At 67.5% G+C, this 17,798-nt stretch carries 17 protein-coding genes and 1 pseudogene; 11 read left to right on the top strand and 7 right to left on the bottom strand.

Translation table 11 applies throughout. The features are described 5' to 3' along the window. Positions 1–295: pseudogene (locus KVS69_RS00835) on the top strand (short-chain dehydrogenase/reductase); the annotation flags it as partial. Between the two features lie 17 nt (positions 296–312). On the opposite strand, the gene KVS69_RS00830 reads toward KVS69_RS00835, so the two are convergent. From KVS69_RS00830 to KVS69_RS00820, 3 genes are all read right to left on the bottom strand, one after another. Beyond that, positions 313–507, bottom strand: a complete 195-nt coding sequence (locus tag KVS69_RS00830; protein WP_217535857.1) for a hypothetical protein — start codon at positions 505–507, stop codon at positions 313–315. 110 nt (positions 508–617) lie between these two features. Continuing rightward, positions 618–1,028, bottom strand: coding sequence for a hypothetical protein (locus tag KVS69_RS00825; protein ID WP_184125579.1), 411 nt, complete (start codon positions 1,026–1,028; stop codon positions 618–620). 56 nt (positions 1,029–1,084) lie between these two features. Next, positions 1,085–1,975, bottom strand: coding sequence for a LysR family transcriptional regulator (locus KVS69_RS00820; protein WP_095362930.1), 891 nt, complete (start codon positions 1,973–1,975; stop codon positions 1,085–1,087). Positions 1,976–2,079: 104 nt separating this feature from the next. Here KVS69_RS00820 and KVS69_RS00815 point away from each other — a divergent pair, with 104 nt between their 5' ends. After that, a complete protein-coding gene (locus KVS69_RS00815) occupies positions 2,080–3,132 on the top strand; it encodes an NAD(P)-dependent alcohol dehydrogenase (RefSeq protein ID WP_217535856.1) in 1,053 nt (350 codons plus the stop codon). Between the two features lie 44 nt (positions 3,133–3,176). On the opposite strand, the gene KVS69_RS00810 is transcribed toward KVS69_RS00815, so the two are convergent. After that, complete coding sequence (locus tag KVS69_RS00810) at positions 3,177–4,541, bottom strand: glutamate--cysteine ligase (RefSeq protein WP_217535855.1); 1,365 nt, start codon at positions 4,539–4,541, stop codon at positions 3,177–3,179. 228 nt (positions 4,542–4,769) lie between these two features. Between KVS69_RS00810 and KVS69_RS00805 the strand changes: the two genes are divergently transcribed. Together KVS69_RS00805 and KVS69_RS00800 are read left to right on the top strand one after the other, a co-directional pair. Beyond that, on the top strand, positions 4,770–5,600 hold the full coding sequence (locus KVS69_RS00805; protein WP_217535854.1) for a helix-turn-helix transcriptional regulator: 831 nt from the start codon (positions 4,770–4,772) through the stop codon (positions 5,598–5,600). A gap of 101 nt (positions 5,601–5,701) precedes the next feature. Then, the gene (locus tag KVS69_RS00800) at positions 5,702–6,679 is read left to right on the top strand and encodes an MBL fold metallo-hydrolase (protein WP_217535853.1); all 978 of its coding nucleotides are present in this window, start codon (positions 5,702–5,704) and stop codon (positions 6,677–6,679) included. A gap of 64 nt (positions 6,680–6,743) precedes the next feature. On the opposite strand, the gene yihA is transcribed toward KVS69_RS00800, so the two are convergent. Then, positions 6,744–7,367 (bottom strand): ribosome biogenesis GTP-binding protein YihA/YsxC, encoded by a 624-nt coding sequence (yihA, locus tag KVS69_RS00795; protein ID WP_068853999.1) that lies wholly within the window; start codon positions 7,365–7,367, stop codon positions 6,744–6,746. A 155-nt stretch (positions 7,368–7,522) separates the two neighbouring features. On the opposite strand from yihA, the gene KVS69_RS00790 reads away from it, so the two are divergent. The 7 genes from KVS69_RS00790 (at position 7,523) to betA (ending at position 16,073) form a co-directional block, all read left to right on the top strand. Beyond that, positions 7,523–8,323 (top strand): c-type cytochrome, encoded by an 801-nt coding sequence (locus tag KVS69_RS00790; RefSeq protein ID WP_217535852.1) that lies wholly within the window; start codon positions 7,523–7,525, stop codon positions 8,321–8,323. A gap of 108 nt (positions 8,324–8,431) precedes the next feature. After that, on the top strand, positions 8,432–9,079 hold the full coding sequence (locus KVS69_RS00785; RefSeq protein ID WP_217535851.1) for a thiol:disulfide interchange protein DsbA/DsbL: 648 nt from the start codon (positions 8,432–8,434) through the stop codon (positions 9,077–9,079). A gap of 106 nt (positions 9,080–9,185) precedes the next feature. Beyond that, positions 9,186–10,016, top strand: a complete 831-nt coding sequence (locus KVS69_RS00780) for a thiol:disulfide interchange protein DsbA/DsbL (protein WP_217535849.1) — start codon at positions 9,186–9,188, stop codon at positions 10,014–10,016. 53 nt (positions 10,017–10,069) lie between these two features. Next, entirely contained in the window at positions 10,070–10,807 is a 738-nt protein-coding gene (locus KVS69_RS00775; protein WP_176472599.1) for an endonuclease/exonuclease/phosphatase family protein, read from the top strand. Between the two features lie 80 nt (positions 10,808–10,887). Continuing rightward, a complete protein-coding gene (gene betT / locus KVS69_RS00770; protein ID WP_217535847.1) occupies positions 10,888–12,867 on the top strand; it encodes a choline BCCT transporter BetT in 1,980 nt (659 codons plus the stop codon). A 37-nt stretch (positions 12,868–12,904) separates the two neighbouring features. Further along, positions 12,905–14,377: a betaine-aldehyde dehydrogenase gene (betB, locus tag KVS69_RS00765; protein ID WP_217535844.1), complete on the top strand. Its 1,473-nt coding sequence runs from the start codon at positions 12,905–12,907 to the stop codon at positions 14,375–14,377. A gap of 25 nt (positions 14,378–14,402) precedes the next feature. Next, positions 14,403–16,073 carry a choline dehydrogenase gene (betA, locus tag KVS69_RS00760; RefSeq protein ID WP_068854006.1) on the top strand — a complete coding sequence of 557 codons (1,671 nt, stop codon included), beginning with the start codon at positions 14,403–14,405 and terminating at the stop codon, positions 16,071–16,073. Between the two features lie 162 nt (positions 16,074–16,235). On the opposite strand, the gene KVS69_RS00755 is transcribed toward betA, so the two are convergent. Together KVS69_RS00755 and KVS69_RS00750 are read right to left on the bottom strand one after the other, a co-directional pair. Continuing rightward, positions 16,236–17,114 (bottom strand): EamA family transporter, encoded by an 879-nt coding sequence (locus tag KVS69_RS00755; protein WP_217535838.1) that lies wholly within the window; start codon positions 17,112–17,114, stop codon positions 16,236–16,238. A 48-nt stretch (positions 17,115–17,162) separates the two neighbouring features. Next, positions 17,163–17,642: a VOC family protein gene (locus KVS69_RS00750; protein WP_217535836.1), complete on the bottom strand. Its 480-nt coding sequence runs from the start codon at positions 17,640–17,642 to the stop codon at positions 17,163–17,165. Positions 17,643–17,798: the final 156 nt, after the last annotated feature.

The raw sequence follows: 17,798 nt of genomic DNA, 5'->3' as shown, positions 1-17,798 counted from the left end.
CGGATTCCGCACAGACTTTGCCGGTCCATCGACGTCCCTGGAGGAAGGTCGCGCAGACTACGATGCCGTGGTGGGCGCCGCCGCCCGCCGACAACGCGCCTACGACGGACAGCAGCCAGGTGACCCCGCCCGTGCAGCGCAGGTCCTGCTCGCCTTGGCGTCCCTGGATGCGCCGCCACTGAGGCTGGCACTTGGCAGCGACGCGTTCGCTGCGATCAGTGCGGCCGATGCCGCGCGATTGGCCGAGCGCGAACGTTGGCGTGCACTGAGTGAATCAACCGACTTCGCGCAGTAGTGACCGCCGCGGCCGCCTCAGAACCGATACACGAATCCAAGCCGCAGGCCTGCGTCCTTGAAGTCGGCGTTGCCGCTGTAGCTGTCCTTGTCGGCGTCTGCCTCGATCCGGGTGTAGGTGTAGTCGAGGGTGAAGCCGGTGCGCTCCCAGGGGAACCATTCCACACCGGCGCGACCGAAATAGATATCGCCGTCGATGTCGTCGACGCTCACGGTGAAGTAGCCCACGTCGGCGGAAAGGCGTGGCAGCCAGGCAGGGCCTGGCTCTACGATTCCCTGGCAATGGCTGCGAAGGGATCAGCAGCCGCCGAGCAGGATTGCGTTCAACGCGAGCGAAAGCGGTAGATGACCGATGCCGGTTCCGGCCGGGCCAACGACTGGTCGGCCACTGCCACCACCGGCAGCTCGTAACCGCCATCGCGCATGATGCCTTCATGCTTGAAGCGCGAATGGAACTGCGCTTCCACGGCAGGCAGGTCGATATCGTAGTAGCGCACTGGCACGTTGGCTGCCTGCAGGTCGGCCAGCATGCGCCGGGTGTAGCCACAGCCATCGCGACCGTAGACGTCCACCGCCGGGCCGCGCACGGTCTGCGCGGGCGGGACCGATACCGATACCGGCATCACCTCTGCTGCGCGCGCCCGTTCCGCGCGCGACGGGAAGAAGGTCTTTCTGGCGTGCAGCAGGCCGCCGGCAAGGCCCAGAATGATCAAGAGTACGATCGTGCGGTTCATCGACATCCATGTCCCCATGCAATGCAGGCGACGCTAGCACGCCGCCCGCGCGTCCCTCAATCGCGCTCGCGCAGCATATCCACGAACGCGCGCAATGCCGAGGACATCTGCCGTTGGCGTGGGTAGTACAGCACCCAGCCGGCGAACGGTTCGCTCCAGTCTTCCAGCACCGCCACCAGCCGGCCGTCGTCCAGGTACGGGCGCGCCGCATCCTCCAGCACGTAGGCCAGGCCCAGGCCGTCCAGCACCGCCTGCAGGATCGTGTGCTGATCCCCGAGCGTGAGCCGGCCCGGCACATCGATGTCGAGCGTCTGTCCATCGCGCTCGAACTGCCACTTGTACAGATGGCCGCTGGCAAAGCGGAAGCGCACGCACTCATGCTCCGCCAGCTCGCGCGGGTGCAGTGGCACCGCCCGGCCCTGCAGGTAGGCCGGCGATGCCACGATCAGCCCGCGCAGCGGCGGCCCCAGCGGCACCGCCACCATGTCTTCGGGTACGAACTCATGCAGCCGCACCCCCGCGTCGTAGCCCTCGGCCACGATATCCACCAGCCCATCGTCCTGCGCCACCTCCAGCCGTACATCGGGGTGCGCGCGCAGGTAATGCGCCAGGCGCGGGCCCAGCTCGGTATGCACCGCCGCGCGGGTGGCATTGATGCGCAGCAGCCCGGCCGGCGCTGCACGGAAGTGGTTCATCTCCTCCAGCGCGTCATGCACCTGGCCCAGCGCCGGCTGCAGGCGATCAAGCAGCCGCTGCCCGGCCTCGGTCAGCGCCACGCTGCGGGTAGTGCGGTGGAACAGACCCACCCCCAGCCGCTCTTCCAGCGCGCGGATGGCGTAGCTCACCGCCGAGGTCGACAGCGCCAGCTCCGCCCCGGCACGGCGGAAGCTGCGGTGGCGGGCGACCGCCGCGAACGCGGCCAGGTGGGTCAGGTTGTCAGTAGCCACGATTGTGCAGTCTGCCTTGATGAATCATGCCGATATCCTGACTGTATACCGATGGATAGCGGGCGTATTGTAAAGCGCCTTTCCATAAATCCCAGGATATCTCCATGTCCCTCGCCCATGGCTATGCCGTGCATGACCAGACCGCGCCCCTGGTGCCGTTCTCCTTCGAGCGCCGCCCGGTCGGTGCCGACGATGTCCGCATCCAGATCCTCTACAGCGGCATCTGCCACTCCGACCTGCACCAGGCCCGCGACGACTGGGGCGGCGCCCAGTTCCCGATGGTGCCCGGCCACGAAATCATCGGCCGGGTCACCGAAGTCGGCGCCAACGTCACCCGCTTCAAGGTCGGCGACTTCGCCGGCGTCGGCTGCATGGTCGACTCCTGCCGCCATTGCGACGCCTGCGACCACGACCTGGAGCAGTACTGCGAAAAGGGCCCGACCTACACCTACAACAGCAAGGAGCGCGGCAGCGACCAGCTCACCTTCGGCGGCTACTCCGACCACATCGTGGTTGAACAGCGCTTCGTGGTGAAGGTCGCCGACACGCTCGACCTGAAGGCGGCCGCCCCGCTGCTGTGCGCTGGCATCACCACCTACTCCCCCCTGCGCCACTGGAACGTCGGCCCCGGCCAGAAGGTCGGCGTGATCGGTCTGGGTGGCCTCGGCCACATGGGCGTGAAGTTCGCCAAGGCCATGGGCGCCACCGTGGTGATGATCACCACCACCCCGGAAAAGGGTGCTGATGCCAAGCGCCTGGGCGCAGACGAAGTGCTGGTCTCGCGCGACCCGGCGCAGATGAAGGCCCACGCCAACAGCTTCGACTTCCTGCTCAACACCATCCCGGTCAGCCACGACACCAACCCGTACATGCAGCTGCTCAAGCGCGACGCCACCATGTGCCTGGTGGGCGTGATCACCGAGCTGGACCCGCCACTGATGGGTTCCAGCGTGATCTTCGGCCGCAAGCACGTGACCGGCTCGGCGATCGGCGGCATGGCCGAAACCCAGGAAATGATGGATTTCTGTGCCGAACACAACATCGTCAGCGACGTGGAAGTGATCGACATCAAGACCGTCAATGAAGCCTGGGCGCGCATGGCGAAAAACGATGTGCGTTACCGGTTCGTGATCGACATGGCAACGTTGGCGGCATGATGTAGAAGAAAAGCCCCGGCCTGGCCGGGGTTTTTTTTCGGGGTTCAGTACGCGAACTGCTTGAACACCGGGTCCACGCTCTGGTTCCACTCGCCGTGGTACAGCGCCAGCTTGCGTTCGGCCGGCGTGATGCCCGACGCCACGATCTCCTGCAGCACGTCCAGGAAGTGGCTTTCATCCTGGCCGTCCGCATTGCGCGCCGCGCGCCGCTTCAGGCCAGCAACAGCGATCTTCAACGCCTCGGCCGCCAGGTCGCGCACCGTGCCACCGCGGAACGGCAGGTTCAGCGCATGCTTCGGCACCCCATCGCGCAGTGCATGGCGCTCCACCAGGCTGAAGTCACGCACCAGGTCCCAGGCCGCATCCAGCGCCGCATCGTCGTACAGCAACCCTACCCAGAACGCCGGCAGCGCACACAGCCGCGCCCACGGGCCCCCATCGGCCCCGCGCATTTCCAGGTATTTCTTCAAGCGCACTTCCGGGAACGCCGTGGTCATGTGGTCCGACCAGTCGCGCAGCGTCGGCAGCTGGCCCGGCAGCACCGGCAGCTTGCCCACCATGAAATCGCGGAAGCTCTGCCCGCTGGCATCGTGGTACACGCCATCGCGGTAAGAGAAATACATCGGCACATCGAGCAGGTAATCCACGTAACGCTCGTAACCGAAGCCATCCTCGAACACGAAGTCGAGCATGCCCGTACGGTCCGCGTCCGTATCCGTCCAGATGTGCGAGCGGTAGCTCAGGTAACCGTTCGGCTTGCCCTCGGTGAACGGCGAATCGGCGAACAACGCCGTGGCGATCGGCTGCAGCGCCAGCGACACCCGGAACTTCTTCACCATGTCCGCTTCGGTGGCGTAATCCAGGTTCACCTGCACCGTGCAGGTGCGCGTCATCATGTCCAGCCCAAGCGAACCCACCTTCGGCATGTAGTCGCGCATGATGCGGTAGCGACCCTTGGGCATCCACGGCATCTCTTCGCGCGTCCACTTCGGCTGGAAGCCCATGCCCAGGAAGCCCAGCTCCAGCTCCGCCGCCACCTGCGCCACCTCGTTGAGGTGCGTGCCGGTTTCCACACAGGTCTGGTGGATGCTTTCCAGCGCCGCGCCCGACAGTTCCAGCTGCCCGGCCGGCTCCAGCGTCACCGACGCGTTGTCACGCAGCAGCGCGATGGTGCGACCGTTCTCCTGCACCGCCGCCCAGCCGAAGCGGGTCAGCCCGGTGAGCAGCGCTTCGATGCCGCGCTCGCCATCGAAGGTGGGCGGGCGCAGGTCGTCCAGCCGGAAGCCGAACTTCTCGTGTTCGGTGCCGATGCGCCACTGCGCCTTGGGCTTTTCGCCGGAGGCCAACGTGGCGACCAGTTCATTACGGTCGGTGATCGGCGTCTCGGCGACGTGGCTGGGGCTCGACAAGGGGAGGCTCGCAGGGATTCTGGACTGGACGGGGATGTGGGGCTGATCGCCCCGCATCGCAAGGGCGCAGTATAGGGTGGCGGTTCCGGCCGTCATGCCACCGTGACGGTTTTCTGCATCCTATTGGATGGGACTTGACCGCCTGCCATGCCCGCCGCCTGGCTTGCGTGCGTTGGCCCGGCGCGTGGCAGCAGCATGGCGCGGCCGCTTGGCCGATACTGCATCCTCATGGACATGCCCGTTACCCCCGATCCGCTGCTGGCCGAGATGGCCAGCCTTGCCGACTGCCAGCGCGCGGGCGGGTATGCCTGCATCACCGCCCGCCGTGAACACGGCGCCCAGTCGGTGGACATTCCGCAACCGCAGTTCGCCATCCTGCTGCAGGGGCGCAAGCAGGTGCGCACCGCGCACCAGACCCTGCAGCTGGTGCCCGGCGATCTGTTCCTGATCACCCGATGCTGCCGGATCGACGTGGTCAACACGCCCGATCCGCAAAGCGGGCTGTACCTCAGCGCGATCGTGCCGCTGTGCGCCGAAGCGCTGTCGGCCGCACGCGTGCTGTGGAACGAGCCGCTGCCCGAGGCCGGCGACGCACTGGCCAGACTGTCGCTGCACGACCATGCCGACACCCTGCGCCAATGGCGCCAGGCACTGGAGCACGCCCAGTACACCGAAGCCCGCCTGGCCTTGGCCTCGCTGGTGCTGGCGTTCTGCCGGCGCGGCCACGGCAGCCTGCTGGTGCCACCCGAGCCCAGCCTGGGCGAACGCATCCGCGACCTGATCGCGGCCCAGCCCGAACGCGACTGGCAATCGCGCGATTTCGAAGACCAGCTCGGTCTCAGCGGCGCCACCCTGCGGCGGCGCCTGGCCAGCGAGCAGTCCAGCGTGCGCGAGCTGATCGCCGATGCGCGCCTGGCCCACGCCATGAACCTGCTCTACACCACCCAACTGCCACTCAAGACCGTGGCCGCGCGGGTCGGCTACCGCTCGCCGGGCAGTTTCAGCAAGCGCTTCGCCGCGCGCTACGGGCTGGACCCGACAGCGATCGGCAACAGCTGAGCGCACCGCGAGCGTTTCGCCGCGCATTCTGAGCGGAACGCCGCGCCCGCCCCGCGCACCATGCAGGCACCGCGGCGCTGCCGCCTTGTACGGAAACGATCATGTCCTTCCCCCGTGTGCGTGTCCTTGCCACCGCCCTGCTGCTGGCCGCGGTTGCCGCACCTGCGTTCGCCACCACCACCCACCACCCGCTGCAACAGGTGCCCGGCGTGTACCACCAGCAGGTCGGCGACCTGGAGGTCACCGCCCTGTTCGACGGCACCGTGGCCCTGGGTCGCTCGGAACTGGTCGGCATCGCACCGGGCGCGGTCACCCGCCTGCTCGACCACCGCTACGTGCCCGAAGACGGCAAGGGCCTGCAGACCGCGGTCAACGCTTACCTGATCCAGCGCGGCAACCACCTTACCCTGGTCGACACCGGCACCGCCGGCTGCTTCGGCCCGGGGCTGGGCCAGGTGCTGGGCAACCTGCGCAAGGCCGGCTACGACCCGGCCGAGGTGGATGATGTCCTGCTCACCCATGCCCACCCCGACCACCTGTGTGGCCTGCTCGATGCGCAGGACAAGGTCGCGTATCCCAATGCCACCGTGTGGCTGTCCGACGCCGATGCTGCGTATTGGCTGGATCCGGCCAGCGAGGCCGGCGCGCCGCAGGGCGTGCGTTTTGCCTTCGCGTTGGCCCGCAAGGCCGTGGCGCCCTACGTGGCCAGCGGCAAGCTGCACCGCTTCCGCCCCGGGCAGGCGCTGCCGAACGGCGTCACCGCGCTGGACAGCCACGGGCATACCCCGGGCCATGTGTCCTGGAAGATCGACGGCGGTGAGCGGCAGGCGGTCCTGGTGTGGGGCGACATCGTGCACTTCCACGCCGTGCAGTTCGCCCAGCCGCAGGCCGCCTACGAAGCCGACAGCGACCGCACGGCCGCCATTGCCAGCCGTCGCGCGATGATGGCGCAGGCCGCCGATGGGGGGTGGTGGGTCGCCGGTGCGCACCTGCCGTTCCCGGGCCTGGGGCATGTCCGTCGGGAAGGCGAAGCCTTCGCCTGGGTACCGGGCGAATTCGCACCCTTGCCTGCGCGCTGACGCATGCACCGAGCAACGGTCGGTACCTGCCGGTAGCACCCGACCGTTGGTCGGGTGACAGCAATCAGGGCGCGTCGGGCGCCGGTTTGTTCAGGCCCAGCCAGCCGCCGATGATCCCGCGCGCCTCGTCCACGCCCTGGCGGGCCGGGCCGGAGAAGGTCTGCACGCTGACGGTGTCGCCAAAGGCGGACTGCAGTTCCTTGCGCACCTTCTGCAGGGCAATGCCCTGCTGGCCACGGCCGAGCTTGTCGGCCTTGGTCAGCAACGCGTGCGCCGGCAACCCGCGCCGGACCGCGTAGGCCAGCATCTGCCGGTCGTAGTCCTTGAGCGGGTGGCGGATGTCCATCACCACCACCAGCCCGCGCAGGGCCTCGCGGGTGCGGAAGTACTGGTCGATGAAGGCCTGCCAGTGCGCCTGCAGGTCCAGCGGCACCTTGGCGTAGCCGTAACCGGGCAGGTCGACCAGCTTGGCCTCGGGGGTGACCTCGAAGAACACCAGCTGCTGGGTGCGGCCGGGGGTCTTGGACACCCGGGCAAGGCTGTTCTGGCGGGTCAGGGCGTTGAGGGCACTGGATTTGCCGGCGTTGGAGCGGCCGGCAAAGGCCACTTCGGCCCCCACGTCGTCCGGCAATTGCCGGGTATTGTGGGCCGAGAGCAGGTAATGGGCGCGTTCGAGGAGCAATGACATGGGCATAGGATCGCATGTCCGGGCCCGCCGCGTGCTGCCGGTCACGGGTTTTGCCGCACTGCCGCGTTGACCCCGGCGTGAAACGGCATGGATAATCGGGCGATCCCCGCGTGTGCAGCCTGCACACGCCAGGCCGGTCCACACGGAGCTTCCGCATGCGCCATGCTCGCGTTCTTGCCGTTTCCGCTGTCGCTGTATCGTTGCTCGCCGCTGTTGCCTATGCCCAGACCGCAGTGACTCCGCTGCCGGACAACACGCCGGTGAGGACGGCGTCGCTCGAAGTCGATTTCAGCAAGACCACGTGGGGCGATGCCAAGGCGGGCCAGACCAAGGCTGCCGCCTGCGCGGCGTGCCACTCGGCCGATGGCAACTCGACCGTGGAGATGTACCCCAGCATCGCCGGCCAGAGCGAGCGCTACGCTTCGCAGCAGATGGCCCTGATCGCCAACGGCCAGCGCACGTCGGGGGCATCGGCGGCGATGGTGCCGTTCGTGCAGGACCTCAGCCCGCAGGACATGCGCGACATCGGTGCGTATTTCGCAACGCAGAAGGCCAGCGCCGGGCTTGCCGATGACAGCCTGGTGGCCGAAGGTCCCTATAAGGACAAGAAGTTCTACGAAATCGGCCAGCAGCTCTACCGCGGCGGCGATGCCCAGCGTGGCATTCCGGCGTGCATGGCCTGCCACGGCCCCACCGGGGCCGGCAACCCGGGCCCGGCCTACCCGCACGTGGGCGGCCAGCACGCCTCGTATGTGGCGCGGCGGCTGCAGGAGTACCAGGCGGGCGTGACCCAACAGACCGACAAGGCGCACTTCCAGATCATGGCCACCATTGCCAAGTCGCTGACCGAGCAGGAAATCCAGGCACTGGGCAGCTACCTGCAGGGCCTGCACAACCGCGCCGATGACGTGGCCACCGCCGCGCCGCGTTCGGCCGTGGGCGGTGCACGCCAGTGACGGCTGTCCGGGACCGATGACAGATGCGCCCCGCCCAGGCGGCGGGTTATGTTCACTGCCACGCCGGCACTGGGCCGGCGTTGTTTTTTCTGATGGAGATGGATGTAGATGACGTTGATGCCCCGCCTGATGCTGTTGCTGCTGGCCCTGAGCCCCCTGTCCGTACTGGCCGCGCCCGCCCCCGCCGCACTGGTGGAAGGCAAGGATTACGAGGTGATCCAGGCACCCGGCCCGCTTGCGCCGCTGGCTGGCAAGATCGAAGTAGCGGAAGTGTTCGGCTACACCTGCCCGCACTGCGCCCACTTCGAGCCGCTGCTGCAGGCCTGGCAGAAGAAGCTGCCCAAGGATGTGCGCTTCACGCCGGTGCCGGCCGTGTTCGGCGGCTACTGGGATTCCTATGCCCGCGCCTACTACGCCGCCGACCAGCTGGGCGTGGCCAAGCGCAGCCATGTGGCGATGTTCGATGCACTGCATGAAAAGGGCTCGCTGCCCCTGTCCAACGTATCGCCCACGGAGCTGGCCGGCTTCTACAAGGACTACGGCGTGACCGAACAGCAGTTCACCACCGCGCTGAAGAGCGATGAAGTGGAGGCAAAGCTGGCCGTGGCCAAATCCTTCGCGCAGCGGGTCAAGGTGCAGGGCACCCCGTCGCTGATCGTCAACGGCAAGTACCTGGTCAAGGGCACGTCCTTCGAAAGCATGCTGCGCAACGCCGATGCCCTGATCGCCCGCGAACGCGCCGCGAAGGCTCGCTGAACCGTCACGCACCCTGCACGCGGCGCCCCGGCGGCCGCGTGTCATCATTCCCCCCTGGCCGGCGCCCGACGCGCCGGCCCCAACATGCTCTGCTGGAGACGCTTCGATGAAGACCCGTTTCGCCCTCATGCTCATGGCCCTGCTGCCGATCCTGGCCGCCTGCAAGGCGCAGGACGGCACCGCCAACACCGCCACGCCGACCGGACCGGCTGCGCCGACCAGCACCCCGGCGGCTGAAACCGCCCCGGCCCCGACCGAGGCCGCACCGGCCGCCAGCGGCGAAACCGCCGCCGCCGAGACCGCCGCTGCCGAAGCCACCACCCCGGCCCCGGCACCGGCTTCCTCGCAGCCGACCGGTCCGGCGCCCGTGGAAGGCACCGACTACGTGGTCATCGCCAACGGCAAGCCGTTCCAGCCGGCCACCGGCAAGATCGAAGTGGCCGAAGTCTTCGGCTTCGTCTGCCCGGCCTGCGCCGCGTTCCAGCCGCTGATCGGGCCGTGGAAAGCCGGCCTGCCGAGCGATGTGAACTTCGTGTACGTGCCGGCCATGTTCGGCGGCACCTGGGATGACTACGCCAAGGCCTTCTACGCCGCACAGGCGCTGAACCTGGAAGACAAGACCCACGAAGCGCTGTACAAGGCCATCCACGTCGACCAGGCCCTGAAGGGCGAGCGCGGCCGTGATTCGGTGCAGGACATCGCCGCGTTCTATGCCAAGCACGGTGCCGATGCCAAGCAGTTCGAAGCCGCCATGTCGAGCTTCGCGGTGAGCGCCAAGACCAGTGCCGCCAAGCAGTTCGCCCAGCGCAGCCAGATCACCGGCACGCCGTCGGTGATCGTCAACGGCAAGTACCTGGTCAAGGGCAAGAGCTTCCCGGACATGCTGCGCATCGCCGATCACCTGATCGCCCGCGAACGCGCCGCCAAGGGCAACTGAGCATCCAAGAGCAAGCGACCGTCGTGACTTCCCCCAACACGCGGACTCTGCGCCTGCTGACGGCCAACATCCAGGCCGGCTCCAGCACCCGCCGCTACAGCGACTACGTGACCCGCAGCTGGTCGCATGCGCTGCCGGCGGGGCGCAAGCGGACCAGCCTGGACGCCATCGCCCAGCTGGCCCGCGGTCACGACATCGTCGGTTTGCAGGAGGCCGACCCCGGCAGCCTGCGCTCGGGCTTCACCAACCAGACCCACTACCTGGCCGAGCGCGCCGGCTTCAATTACTGGAGCCACCAACCCAACCGCCGCATGGGCGGGGTGGCCTCCAGTGCCAACGGCCTGCTGAGCCGGCTGGAACCAGTGGAAGTCCAGGACCATGCCCTGCCCGGCCGGATCGGCGGGCGCGGCGTGCTGCTGGCCAAGTTCGGCGATGGCAACGAGGGCCTGGCGGTCGCGGTGGCGCACCTGTCACTGGGCACCAACTCGCGCATGTCGCAGCTGGCCTTCATCGCCGATCTGTTGTCCGAGCATTCCAACGCGGTGCTGATGGGCGACTTCAACTGCCTGGCCGAACGCCCGGAAATGCAGGTGCTGTACCAGAAGACCAATCTGCAACCGCCCGGCTGCGCGGTACCCACTTTCCCGAGCTGGCGGCCGGACCGGGCCATCGACCACATCCTGCTCAGCAGCGGCCTGCAGCAACGCAGTGCCGAAGCGGTACCGGCGGCGTTTTCCGATCACCTGGCACTGGCCATGGAGATCGACGTGCCGAGCGACGCCCTGCGCTGACCGCGTAAACGGGATGTCCACAGCGCGTATGCGCTAATGCGTGGGGTCTGCCGGCAACGGCACCGTGAGCCCCTTCATCCATGAACATCGTGGAGACGCCTCCCAGCGAGGTGCGCACGCTTCGACCGGTCTTCCTGCTTGCCGCCACGATCGTGGCGGCATTCGCCATTCTGGTCACCGCGTTTCCCATTTCGTCCGGCGTGCTGCTGCTGGAGGCGCAGACCTGGGCGTCGCGCAACGTGGGCTGGTACTACCTGCTTGCAATGACCGTGTACCTGGTGTTCGTGGTCGGGGTGGCGCTGTCCGGCTACGGCCAGGTGAAACTGGGCGCGGACCATGACGAGCCGGAGTTCAGCTATCTCTCCTGGGCCGGCATGCTGTTCGCGGCCGGGATCAGCATCACGCTGTTCTTCTTCTGCGTGTCCGAACCGCTCACCCATTACCTGCAGCCGCCACAAGGTGGCGTGGGCAGTGGCGAAGCCGGCGCGCGCCAGGCCATGCAGCTGCTGTTCCTGCACTGGGGCCTGCACGGCTGGGGCGTGTTCGCGCTGGCGGCGATGGCGCTGGCCTACTTCGCGTACCGCCACAACCTGCCACTGGCGCTGCGTTCGGCGCTGTACCCGCTGATCGGCAAGCGCATCAACGGCCCCATCGGTTACACCGTGGATGCGCTGGGCATCGTGGCCACCGTGTTCGGCATCGGCGCGGACATGGGCTTTGGCGTGCTGCACCTCAATGCCGGCCTGAACGTGCTGCTGCCGATCCCGCACGCGCCGTGGGTACAGGTGGCGCTGATCGCGCTGATGATGGGCGCGGCGATCCTCGTGGCGGTGTCCGGCGTGGAGAAGGGCGTGCGCTGGATGTCGGACATCAACATGCTGCTGGCCATCGCGCTGCTGCTGTTCATGCTGTTCGCCGGCCCCACCCAGTACCTGCTCAGCACCTTCATGCAGAACCTGGGCGATTACCTGGGCAATGTGGTGGGCAAGAGTTTCGACGTGTATGCCTACGGCGGCCGCGCCGACTGGCTGGGCAACTGGACGGTGTTCTACTGGGCCTGGTGGATCGGCTGGGCGCCGTTCGTGGGGCTGTTCATCGCCCGCATTTCGCGCGGGCGGACCATCCGTGAATTCGTGTTCGGCGTGCTGCTGATCCCGCTCGGCTTCACCCTGGCGTGGCTGTCGATCTTCGGCAACAGCGCGCTGGACCAGGTGCTGCACCACGGCCAGGAGCACCTGGCGCAGATGGCCGTGGATAACCCGCCGACCGTGCTGTACGCGCTGCTGGACAACTACCCGTGGAGCCGCGCGGTGATCACCGTGACGGTGATCGTCAGCTTCATCTTCTTCGTGACCTCGGCCGATTCGGGCACCGTGGTGCTGTCCACCCTGTCCTCGCACGGCGGCCTGCCCGAGGAAGATGGCCCGCGCTGGCTGCGGGTGTTCTGGGGGGTGATGACCGCGCTGGTTACTGCCGGGCTGCTGCTGGCCGGCAGCATGGATGCGCTCAAATCGGCGGTGGTGCTCGCCTCGTTGCCGTTCTCGGTGGTGCTGCTGCTGATGCTGTGGGGCCTGACCCGTGCATTGGGCGAGGAATCGCAGCGGAAGAAAGCCTCGCAATACTCGCCCATTCCCGTGGTGGGGCAATCACGGCACCAGCGTGGCTGGCGCCAGCGCATCACCCAGGCCGTGCACTTCCCGGCACGCGACGAGGTGTACCGCTTCATGGATGAAGAAGTGCGCCCGGCGCTCGAGGCCGTGGCCGCGCAGCTGCGCGACAAGGGGCTGGACGTGGAAACCCGCTTCGAGCCAGGCGACATGCAGCTCACCGTGGACCATGGCGAGCAGCAGGTGTTCACCTACCAGGTGGTGATGAAGGGCTACCTCACCCCCTCGTTCGCCGCGCAGCGCTTCCGCAACCAGCGCTACTACCGCGCCGAAGTGCACCTCTATGAAGGTGGACAGGATTACGAGCTGGTCGGCTACAGCCGCCAGCAGATCATCAACGACATCATCGACCAGTACGAGCGCCACCTGCAGTTCCTGCATCTGACCCGTTGAACCGGCTGGTCTCCCGACGCAAACAGGAGTCATCGACATGCCCACCTTCCCCGACCAGCTGCTGTACATCGGCGGCCGCCATGTGGCCTCGCAGGGCAACCGCACCTTCGAAGTGGTCAACCCGGCCAACGGCGAGGTGCTGGCCAACGTGCACAGCGCCAACAGCGACGACCTGGATGCCGCGGTGGAAAGCGCCCATGCCGGCCAGAAGGCCTGGGCCGCGCTCACCACGGTGGAGCGCTCGCGCATCCTGCTGCGCGCGGTGGCATTGCTGCGCGAACGCAACGACGACCTGGCCGAACTGGAAAGCCTCAACACCGGCAAACCGCTGAGCGAAACCCGCAGCGTGGACATCGTCACCGGGGCGGACGTGCTGGAGTACTACGCCGGGGTGATGCACGGGCTGGAAGGCAGCCAGGTGCCGTTGCGCGACGGCAGCTTCTTCTACACACGGCAGGAACCGTTGGGCGTGGTCGGCGCGATCGGGGCCTGGAACTACCCGATCCAGATCGCGCTGTGGAAGGCGGCCCCTGCGCTCGCGGCGGGCAATGCGATGATCTTCAAGCCCAGCGAAGTGACCCCGCTGACCGCGCTGAAGCTGGCCGAAATCTTCACCGAAGCCGGCCTGCCCGATGGCGTGTTCAACGTACTGCCCGGCGATGGCGCCGGGGTCGGCACCGCACTGACCGAACACCCCGGCATCGAGAAGATCTCCTTCACCGGCGGCACCGCCACCGGGCGCAAGGTGATGGCCAGCGCATCCAGTTCCACGCTCAAGGAGGTGACCATGGAGCTGGGCGGCAAGTCGCCGCTGATCATCTGCGCCGATGCGGATATCGACCTGGCCGCGGATGTGGCGATGATGGCCAACTTCTACAGCTCCGGGCAGGTCTGCACCAACGGCACCCGCGTGTTCGTACCGCACGCCCTGCAGGCCGATGTCGAGCAGGCGCTGCGCGAACGCGTGGCCCGTATCCGCATCGGCGATCCGCTGGCCGATGACACCAACTTCGGCCCACTGGTCAGCGCCGCGCACATGCGCCGGGTGCTGGCGCACATCGAGAGCGGCAAGACAGAAGGCGCGCGCCTGGTGTGCGGTGGCGAGCGCCTTACCGACGGCGCGCTGGGCAAGGGCTGCTATGTAGCCCCGACCATCTTCAGCGATTGCCGCGACGATATGGCCATCGTGCGCGAAGAGATCTTCGGGCCGGTGCTCAGCCTGTTGACCTATGAAGATGAAGACGAGGCGATCCGCCGCGCCAATGCCACCGACTACGGCCTTGCGGCCGGCGTGGTGACGCCGGACCTGAGCCGCGCACACCGGTTGATCCACCGCCTGGAAGCGGGCATCTGCTGGGTCAACTGCTGGGGCGAATCGCCGGCCACGATGCCGGTGGGCGGCTACAAGCAGTCCGGCGTGGGCCGCGAGAACGGCCTGGCCACGCTGCGTGCCTACACCCGCACCAAATCCGTCCAGATCGAACTGGACCGCTACGCGTCGGTGTTCTGACCGGCCTGACCAGGAGACCCCCGCGATGAAACGCGAGTACGACTACATCATCATCGGCGCCGGTTCGGCCGGCAACACGCTGGCCGCGCGCCTCACCGAAGACGCCGGCGTGAGCGTGCTGCTGCTGGAAGCCGGCGGCCCGGACTACCGCCTCGATTTCCGCACCCAGATGCCGGCCGCGCTGGCTTACCCGCTGCAGGGCCGGCGCTACAACTGGGCCTATGAAACCGAGCCGGAACCGCACATGGACAACCGGCGCATGGAATGTGGGCGCGGCAAGGGCCTGGGCGGCTCCTCGCTGATCAACGGCATGTGCTACATCCGCGGCAACGCGCTGGATTTCGACCAGTGGGCCACCTTCGATGGCCTGGAGGACTGGAGCTACCTGGACGTGCTGCCCTACTTCCGCAAGGCCGAAACCCGCGACATCGGGCCCAACGATTACCACGGCGGCGATGGTCCGGTCAGCGTGGCCACCCCGAAGAACGACAACAACGTGCTGTTCCACGCCATGGTGGAGGCCGGCGTACAGGCCGGCTACCCGCGCACCGACGACCTCAACGGCTACCAGCAGGAAGGCTTCGGCCCGATGGACCGCACCGTGACCCCGCGCGGTCGCCGCTCCAGCACCGCGCGCGGCTACCTGGACATGGCCAAGGGCCGGCCCGGGCTGGAGATCGTCACCCACGCCACCACCGACCGCATCCTGTTCGACGGCAAGCGCGCGGTGGGCGTGCGCTACCTGGCCGGCGGCAGCGCCGAACCGATCGATGTCGAGGCCCGGCGCGAGGTGCTGCTGTGCGCCGGCGCGATTGCCTCGCCGCAGATCCTGCAGCGCTCCGGCGTGGGCGCGCCCGCATTGCTGGCCGCGCTCGGCGTGCCGCTGGTGCACGACCTGCCCGGCGTGGGGGAAAACCTGCAGGATCATCTTGAGGTGTACATGCAGTACGCCTGCACCAAGCCGGTGTCGCTGTACCCTGCGCTGCAGTGGTGGAACCAGCCGGCGATCGGCGCCGAATGGCTGTTCGCCGGCACCGGGATCGGCGCCAGCAACCAGTTCGAGGCCGGCGGCTTCATCCGCACCCGTGACGACTTCGCCTGGCCCAACATCCAGTACCACTTCCTGCCAGTGGCGATCAATTACAACGGCACCAACGCGGTGAAGGAACACGGCTTCCAGGCGCATGTCGGGTCGATGCGCACGCCCAGCCGTGGCCGCGTGCATGCGCGTTCGCTGGACCCCCACCAGCATCCGTCCATCCTGTTCAACTACCAGTCCACCGACCAGGACTGGCAGGAGTTCCGCGATGCGATCCGGATCACCCGCGAGATCATCGCCCAGCCCGCGCTCGACGAATACCGCGGCCGTGAGATCAGCCCGAGCGCAGACTGCCGCACCGACGCCGAGCTGGATGCCTTCGTGCGTGCCCGTGCCGAAACCGCCTACCACCCGTCCTGCTCGTGCGCGATGGGCACCGATGCGATGAGCGTGGTGGACGGCCAGGGCCGCGTGCATGGCATGCAGGGCCTGCGCGTAGTGGACGCCTCGATCATGCCGCGCATCATCACCGGCAACCTCAATGCGACCACGATCATGATTGCCGAGAAGATCGCCGACCGCATCCGTGGCCGCGAGCCGTTGCCGCGCAGCACGGCCACGTACTACGTGGCCGGCGATGCACCGGTGCGCGGCTGATGCACAAAATGCGTGCCCGAAGGGGGTAGAGCCGACTGGGGTAGAGCCGACTGTTAGTCGGCTATCGCGCGAAGCGCGATGGTATTGCTATCGCCGCGGAAAGCAGCCGACTAACAGTCGGCTCTACCCGGTCGGCTCTACCCCCTCGGCTAACCATTGGATTCATCCCGCCGGGTCGGGCAGCGCCGGCGGCCCCCGGTTTGCCGTCAACGTGCTCCCCACCGACGCCAGCACCGTGCAGCCGATCGCCGCCCACTGCAGCGGCGTGAGGTGCTCGGCCAGGAGGCCCATCGCCAGCAGTGCAGCCACCGCCGGTTCCATGCTGATCAGGATGCCGAAGGTTTCCTTCGGCAAGCGCTTCAACGCCGCCATTTCCAGTGACATCGGAATCGCGCTGGACACCACCGCCACGCCCAGCCCGAACAGCAGGATTTTCGGGTCCAGCAGCGCCATGCCGGCGTGCGCCACGCCGACTGGGACCACCACCAGCGCCGCCGCACACATGCCCAGCGAGACCGTATGCCCGGCCGGCAGGTGGCCGGCACGCTTGCCGAAGATGATGTACAGCGCCCAGCACACCGCCGCGCCCAGCGCGTACAGCACACCAGTCAGGTCCAGCGGCTCGCCGTGGCCCAGCGGCAGCAACAGCAGCAGGCCGGCGGCCGCACACCCCACCCAGACGAAATCGATCGGGCGGCGCGAGGACCACATCGCCACCGCCAACGGACCGCAGAACTCGATGGCCACCGCGATGCCGAACGGAATCGTCCGCAGCGCCATGTAGAACAGCAGGTTCATCACCCCCAGGGTGATGCCGTAGCGGAAGATCGCGCCCGCATCGGCGCGCGTGGTGGTCCAGCGCCACGGCCGGAACACCGCCAGCAGCACCAGCGCGGAGAAGCCCACGCGCAGCGCGCTGGTGCCCTGCGCACCGATCACCGGGAACAGATCCTTGGCGAACGAGGTACCCACGGCAAGCGAAGTGACCGAGCCGAGCACGGCCAGGACGGGGAACAGCGTGGAGAGGCGCGACGTAGTCATCGCGCGAGGATACGCCGGGGCACCCGTTGCGAGATACCTGCCGTGTTGCTACCCGCGCACTGCCGCCTCGATCCTGGCCACGTCGATCTTCTTCATGGTCATCATCGCCTCGAAGGCGCGTTTGGCCACGGCCGGGTCGGTGCTGTTGAACGCCTCGGTCAGCACGCGCGGGGTGATCTGCCACGACAGCCCCCACTTGTCCTTGCACCAGCCGCAATCGCTCTCCTGGCCACCGTTGTCGACGATGGCGTTCCACAGCCGGTCGGTCTCGGCCTGGTCATCGGTGGCGATCTGGAATGAAAACGCCTCGCTGTGCCTGAAAGCCGGCCCGCCGTTCAAGCCGATGCAGGGAATGCCGACCACGGTGAACTCCACTGTCAGCACATCCCCCCTTTTGCCGCCGGGAAAGTCGGAGGGCGCGCGGTGCACGGCCTGCACCGAACTGTCTGGGAAGGTGGCTGCGTAAAACGCCGACGCTTCTTCGGCGGTCCCGTCATACCAGAGGCACAGGGTGTTCTTTGCGATCATCACCGTTTCCTGGGATCGGGCTCCGGCCCGGGTGAGACCAACGGTAGGCCCGCCGTTGTTAAGCGCTGGTAGGTCCGGGACCGTTGATCGTGACGCAGCCGGCCACTTGCGACCGGTAGACATTGCGGATAGGACTGATTCGCATTAACATAATGA

It is taken from the genome of Stenotrophomonas sp. GbtcB23 (assembly GCF_019091045.1).
GTDB classification, from domain to species: domain Bacteria; phylum Pseudomonadota; class Gammaproteobacteria; order Xanthomonadales; family Xanthomonadaceae; genus Stenotrophomonas; species Stenotrophomonas rhizophila_A.
This window is presented reverse-complemented; position numbering and strand designations above follow the sequence as displayed.

Bases quoted from the DNA above. Each gene is read 5' to 3' on its own strand.
- KVS69_RS00825 (WP_184125579.1), bottom strand. From the start codon at position 1,028: ATGAACCGCACGATCGTACTCTTGATCATTCTGGGCCTTGCCGGCGGC.
- KVS69_RS00815 (WP_217535856.1), top strand. From the start codon at position 2,080: ATGTCCCTCGCCCATGGCTATGCCGTGCATGACCAGACCGCGCCCCTG.
- KVS69_RS00805 (WP_217535854.1), top strand. From the start codon at position 4,770: ATGGACATGCCCGTTACCCCCGATCCGCTGCTGGCCGAGATGGCCAGC.
- KVS69_RS00800 (WP_217535853.1), top strand. From the start codon at position 5,702: ATGTCCTTCCCCCGTGTGCGTGTCCTTGCCACCGCCCTGCTGCTGGCC.
- yihA (WP_068853999.1), bottom strand. From the start codon at position 7,367: ATGTCATTGCTCCTCGAACGCGCCCATTACCTGCTCTCGGCCCACAAT.
- KVS69_RS00790 (WP_217535852.1), top strand. From the start codon at position 7,523: ATGCGCCATGCTCGCGTTCTTGCCGTTTCCGCTGTCGCTGTATCGTTG.
- KVS69_RS00785 (WP_217535851.1), top strand. From the start codon at position 8,432: ATGACGTTGATGCCCCGCCTGATGCTGTTGCTGCTGGCCCTGAGCCCC.
- KVS69_RS00780 (WP_217535849.1), top strand. From the start codon at position 9,186: ATGAAGACCCGTTTCGCCCTCATGCTCATGGCCCTGCTGCCGATCCTG.
- betT (WP_217535847.1), top strand. From the start codon at position 10,888: ATGAACATCGTGGAGACGCCTCCCAGCGAGGTGCGCACGCTTCGACCG.
- betB (WP_217535844.1), top strand. From the start codon at position 12,905: ATGCCCACCTTCCCCGACCAGCTGCTGTACATCGGCGGCCGCCATGTG.
- betA (WP_068854006.1), top strand. From the start codon at position 14,403: ATGAAACGCGAGTACGACTACATCATCATCGGCGCCGGTTCGGCCGGC.
- KVS69_RS00755 (WP_217535838.1), bottom strand. From the start codon at position 17,114: ATGACTACGTCGCGCCTCTCCACGCTGTTCCCCGTCCTGGCCGTGCTC.
- KVS69_RS00750 (WP_217535836.1), bottom strand. From the start codon at position 17,642: ATGATCGCAAAGAACACCCTGTGCCTCTGGTATGACGGGACCGCCGAA.